At 75.6% G+C, this 5,015-nt stretch carries 6 protein-coding genes; all 6 read right to left on the reverse strand.

The genetic code is table 11. The features are described 5' to 3' along the window. Window positions 1-81 precede the first annotated feature (81 nt). Window positions 82-999 carry a pyridoxal 5'-phosphate synthase lyase subunit PdxS gene (gene pdxS, locus ACFWDO_RS00815; protein WP_380325054.1) on the reverse strand — a complete coding sequence of 306 codons (918 nt, stop codon included), beginning with the start codon at window positions 997-999 and terminating at the stop codon, window positions 82-84. A gap of 70 nt (window positions 1,000-1,069) precedes the next feature. Then, a complete protein-coding gene (locus tag ACFWDO_RS00820; RefSeq protein ID WP_380325051.1) occupies window positions 1,070-1,657 on the reverse strand; it encodes a hypothetical protein in 588 nt (195 codons plus the stop codon). Further along, window positions 1,654-2,907: a glycosyltransferase family 4 protein gene (locus ACFWDO_RS00825; protein ID WP_380325048.1), complete on the reverse strand. Its 1,254-nt coding sequence runs from the start codon at window positions 2,905-2,907 to the stop codon at window positions 1,654-1,656. Before ACFWDO_RS00825 ends, ACFWDO_RS00820 begins: the two co-directional genes overlap by 4 nt. Then, complete coding sequence (locus tag ACFWDO_RS00830; protein WP_380325045.1) at window positions 2,904-3,866, reverse strand: phosphatidylinositol mannoside acyltransferase; 963 nt, start codon at window positions 3,864-3,866, stop codon at window positions 2,904-2,906. Before ACFWDO_RS00830 ends, ACFWDO_RS00825 begins: the two co-directional genes overlap by 4 nt. After that, complete coding sequence (pgsA, locus tag ACFWDO_RS00835) at window positions 3,866-4,516, reverse strand: phosphatidylinositol phosphate synthase (protein WP_380325042.1); 651 nt, start codon at window positions 4,514-4,516, stop codon at window positions 3,866-3,868. The genes ACFWDO_RS00830 and pgsA overlap by 1 nt, the downstream gene beginning before the upstream one ends. After that, a partial coding sequence (locus ACFWDO_RS00840) for an HIT family protein (protein WP_380346747.1) occupies window positions 4,516-5,015 on the reverse strand: 500 nt, incomplete at its 5' end. The genes ACFWDO_RS00840 and pgsA, both read right to left, overlap by 1 nt.

Here is a 5,015-nt window from a genome sequence, read left to right on the forward strand (position 1 = left end):
ACAGATGTGAATAAGCGACAGGGCCCCGCGGACGCGACGTCCGCGGGGCCCCTGGCCGGACCTGGTGCTACCGGCCGCGTGCTACCAGCCGCGCTCCGCCAGGCGCACGGGCGCCGGCTCGGCCTCGACGTTGATGCCCACCATGGCCTCGCCCAGCCCGCGGGAGACCTTGGCGAGGACGTCGGGGTCGTCGTGGAACGTGGTGGCCTGCACGATCGCCTTGGCGCGCGCGACCGGGTCGCCGGACTTGAAGATGCCCGAGCCCACGAACACGCCCTCGGCGCCGAGCTGCATCATCATCGCGGCGTCGGCCGGGGTGGCGATACCGCCCGCGGTGAACAGCACGACCGGCAGCCTGCCCGCCCGCGCCACCTCGGCGACGAGCTCGTAGGGCGCCTGCAGCTCCTTCGCCGCGACGAACAGCTCGTCCTCGGGCAGGGAGCCGAGGTGGCGGATCTGAGCGCGGATCTGGCGCATGTGCGTGGTCGCGTTGGAGACGTCGCCGGTGCCGGCCTCGCCCTTGGAACGGATCATCGCCGCGCCCTCGGTGATGCGGCGCAGCGCCTCGCCGAGGTTGGTCGCCCCGCACACGAACGGCACGGTGAAGCGCCACTTGTCGATGTGGTTGGCGTAGTCGGCGGGGGTGAGCACCTCCGACTCGTCGATGTAGTCGACGCCCAGCGCCTGCAGCACCTGGGCCTCGACGAAGTGCCCGATGCGCGCCTTCGCCATCACGGGGATGGAGACGGCGTCGATGATGCCGTCGATCATGTCGGGGTCGCTCATGCGCGCGACGCCGCCCTGGGCGCGGATGTCGGCGGGCACCCGCTCGAGGGCCATGACGGCGACCGCGCCGGCGTCCTCGGCGATCTTCGCCTGCTCGGGGGTGACGACGTCCATGATGACGCCGCCCTTGAGCATCTCGGCCATGCCGCGCTTGACGCGGGCCGTGCCCACCTCGCCCGCGGGGATCTGGCCGTTGCCGGTGGTCTCGCTCAACTCGCGCCTCGCTCGTGTCGCAGGGAGCGGCGTGACCGCTGTCACGCCTCTCCCATCCTAGGGCGCGCGGTCAGCCTCCCGTGAGCCCCTCCGGCATCTGGTCGTCGAGCTCGACGGTGCGCGGCAGCGCCGCGTGCCCCGACAGGCGCAGCAGGCGCACGTACCAGGTGCGGCGGGCGCGCCGGGCCTGGGCGACGGCCTCGTTGTGGAACCGGCGCGCCAGCTGGGCCCGGTACCAGGCGGCGGCGAGCCGGCCCACCAGCTCGTCGCCGGCGGGGGTGGCGCGCAGCTCGGCGAGGGCCTCGTCGTCGCCCAGCGCCGAGCGGAGCGTGGACGACAGCTCGCTCTCGGCGCGCTCGCGGCCCGGGGCGAGGCCGTCGAGCCCCAGCTCCGTGCCCGCCGGGGCGGGCGGCGCCGGGTCCTCGACGGCGGCGAACGCGGCGTCGGCCACGAGCACGGCCCCCGCGGGGTCGAGCAGGCCGGAGGACGCCAGGTCGACCGCTGCGCCCGCCCGGCGCACGAGTTGCGCCTGCAGCGCGATCCGGGAGGCGACGACCTTGCGGTGCAGACGGTCCAGGCGTGACGCGGAGATCCACGCGAGCCAGACCACCACCGCCGCGGCGACGACGACGACGAGCGCGAGCTCGGACCAGCTCATGCGCCCTCACCCCCTGCGGCCCGGCGCGTGCGGAGCCAGCCGACGGCGCTCTCTGAGCGCGACGGCGCGACCGGCGACCCCAGCGCCTCGCCCGCGGCGACCGCCATCTCGTAGACCGCCAGGACCTGCGCGGTGACCGCCGACCAGTCGAACCGGCGCACGAAGGCCGTGGCGCGGTCCCGCCGGGCGGCGGTGTCCTGCGGGTCGTCGAGCGCCTCGAGGATCGCGCGCGCCAGGTCGTCCGGCTCGCCCGTGCGGAAGAGCCGCCCGGCCGCACCCTCGTCGAGCACCCGGCGGAACGCCCCGAGGTCGCTCGCCACGACGGCGGTGCCGGCGCTCATCGCCTCGACGAGCACGATGCCGAAGCTCTCGCCCCCCGTCTGGGGGGCGATGTAGAGGTCGGCCGACGCGAGCAGCGACGCCTTGTCCTCGTCGCTCACGCCGCCGAGGAACTCGAACGAGCCGGCCAGCGGTCCCAGCGCCTCGATCGCGGCGTCCCGGCCCGCGTCGCCCTTGCCGGCGACGAGGAACCGCGCGCCCGGGATCCGCTGCAGTACCGCCGGCGCGGCGCCGGCGAGCACCTCGAGGCCCTTGCGCGGCTCGTCGAGCCGGCCCAGGAAGGCGATCGTGGGCGCCTCGGTGGTGCCGCGCCACCGGTCGTCCGGCGCGGCCGCGGCGAACGTGTCGACGTACACCCCGTTCGGGATCACGACGGCGTCCCCGCCCACGTGGTCGACGAGCGTGCGGCGCGCGTCCTCCGAGACGGCGATGCGGGCGGCGATCTTCTCGAGCGACTGGCGCAGCAGCGGGAACGCGACCTGCAGCGCCCGCGAGCGCTCCTGCGAGGTGTGGAACGTGGCGACCACGGGCCCCTCGGCCACCCACAGGGCGAGCATCGACAGGCTGGGCACCATCGGCTCGTGCACGTGCACGACGTCGAACCGGCCCGCCTCCACCCAGCGCCGCACGCGGGCGGCCGTGCGCGGGCCGAAGGTCAGCCGGGCGACCGAGCCGTTGTAGCGCACGGGGATGGCGCGGCCCGCGGAGGTCACGACGTCGGGCACCGGGGTGTCGTCGTCGGCCGGCGCGAGCACCGAGACCTCGTGACCCGCGCGCTGCAGCGCCTGGGCGAGGTCGCGCACGTGGAACTGCACCCCGCCCGGGGCGTCGAACGAGTAGGGGCACACGATCCCGACACGCAGCGGGCGCGACGGCACCCCGACCTGCGCGAGGACGTCCGCCGCGCTCATCCCTCGCCCGCCTGGGCCCGGGTGCGCGCGTACCGCTCGGCGTCGAGGTCGTCGACGAAGACGCGCTGCAGCATGTGCCAGTCCTCGGTGGACTCCTGCAGCGTCTGCGAGATCGCGTCCACCCAGCCCTGGGTCATCAGCGCGACGCGCTCCTGGCGTCGCAGGCCCGAGCCGTCGGGCACCGGGACGGCCGGGTAGAAGCGGATGACGATGCCCCAGGCCGTGCCGGCGGCGCGGCGGCGCTCCCCCGTCAGGCGCTCGTAGGTGATCCCGACCGGCACCAGCGGCACCTTCGCCGCGATCGCCAGCGCCGCCGGGCCGGCGGCCACGCGCGCCCGGTGCCCGCACAGGTCCACCTCGACGCCGGTGGCGGTGAGGTCGCGGTCGGCCAGCAGCGGCACGATGCGGCCGCCCTTCGCGGCGCCGCGCACGAGGTTGCGGAAGACGTCGTGGTCGCCGAGCGGCAGCACGTCGATCCCGATGGAGCGGCGGAACTCGACGAACTCGACGAACAGCTCCTCGGGCTTGAGCCGCTCCGCGACCGTGAGCACCGGGGCGATGTGCGGCGTCGCGTACGCGCCCGCGAGGTCCCAGTTGCCCAGGTGCGCCAGCGCGAGCGAGACGGCCTGCCCGTCCCCGACCGGGCCGCCGACGTGCTCGTAGCCCTCGACGCGCACCCGCGCGGTGATCTGCGCGGGCGTGGCCCCCTGGAGGGTGAACGCCTCGCGGAAGTAGCGCATGTACGAGCGCATGCCCGCGCGGGAGAGGCGGCGCAGCTCCGGCGGGTCGAGGTCGGGGCGCACCCGCGCGTAGTTCGCCTCGAGCCGGCGCACCCCCTCGGTGCGTCGCAGCCAGGTGAGGTCCGCGACGGCGGTGAACACCGCGCGCAGCACCGGCTCGGGCACCTTCGGCGCGTGGCGCCACGCGAACGTGTACAGGCGGGCGACGTCGATCCGCATCAGGCCTCCGGGGCAGGGCTGTCGGTGGGGTCGGTGGGCACGGCCGTGAGCTGCCTCCGCACGGTGGCCATGCGCTGCACCACGGTGACGAGGCTGGCGACGGCGAGCAGGGTGAGCGCGACCTCGGCGACGACCACGGGCAGGCCGACTTGGGTGAAGCCCACCGCCACGAGGGCGACGACGAGCCGGTCGGTGCGCTCCGCGATCCCCACGGCGGCCGTGGCGCCGACGCTCTCCGCACGGGCCCGGGCGTACGGCACCACGGACCCGAGCACCAGGCACGCGAGCGCGGCCGCGAGGCCCCAGGTCGCGTACGGCAGGTCGGGGTGCAGCACGAACCACAGGGTGATCCCGGCGAAGACCGCGCCGTCCGAGACCCGGTCGAGCGTCGAGTCGAGGAACGCGCCCCACGGACCCGACCGGCCCGACAGCCGCGCCATCACCCCGTCCATCGAGTCCGCGAGGGCGAACAGGCCGATGAGGACGCCGCCGAGCAGCACGTTCCCCGTCGGCAGCAGCGTGAGCGCCAGGGCGCACACGACCACGGTCCCCGTGATCGTCACCGCGTCCGGGGAGACGCCGAGGCGCAGCAGCAGGCGCGCGGGCGGGGTGAAGAGGCGCTGCATCGTCGCGCGCAGGCCGCCGAGCATCAGCGGCCCCCGTCGCGCGCGGCGCCGGGCTCGGCGGGGTCAGCGGGCTCGGCGGGGTCAGCGGGCTCGGCCGGCCAAGCGGCCGCGAGCCGGCCCCGCGTGTCCGCCAGCAGCTCGGGGAGCGCCTTGGTCTGCCCGACGACAGGCAGGAAGTTGGCGTCGCCGAGCCAGCGCGGCACGACGTGCTGGTGCAGGTGCGCGGCGATGCCCGCGCCGGCCACCTCGCCCTGGTTCATACCGATGTTGAACCCGGCCGGCGCGTACACCGCGCCGAGGGTGCGCACCGCCGTCTGCGTCATCGCCGCGAGCTCGGCCGTCTCCGAGACGGTGAGGTCCACGTAGCCCGACACGTGCCGGTACGGCAGCACCATGAGGTGACCGGAGTTGTACGGGTACAGGTTGAGCACCGCGTAGCACTCCGCCCCGCGGGGGGCGGCGGGGGGCGGGCGGGGGGGGGCCCCCGTCACACCCCGCCCGCGTCCCGGGCGCCCGCGCACGG

The organism is Isoptericola sp. NPDC060185 (genome assembly GCF_042728595.1).
Lineage (GTDB): Bacteria > Actinomycetota > Actinomycetes > Actinomycetales > Cellulomonadaceae > Isoptericola.

Coding starts and splice junctions, on each gene's coding strand:
- ACFWDO_RS00830 (WP_380325045.1), bottom strand. CDS start 3,866: ATGCGGATCGACGTCGCCCGCCTGTACACGTTCGCGTGGCGCCACGCG.
- pgsA (WP_380325042.1), bottom strand. CDS start 4,516: ATGCTCGGCGGCCTGCGCGCGACGATGCAGCGCCTCTTCACCCCGCCC.
- ACFWDO_RS00825 (WP_380325048.1), bottom strand. CDS start 2,907: ATGAGCGCGGCGGACGTCCTCGCGCAGGTCGGGGTGCCGTCGCGCCCG.
- ACFWDO_RS00820 (WP_380325051.1), bottom strand. CDS start 1,657: ATGAGCTGGTCCGAGCTCGCGCTCGTCGTCGTCGTCGCCGCGGCGGTG.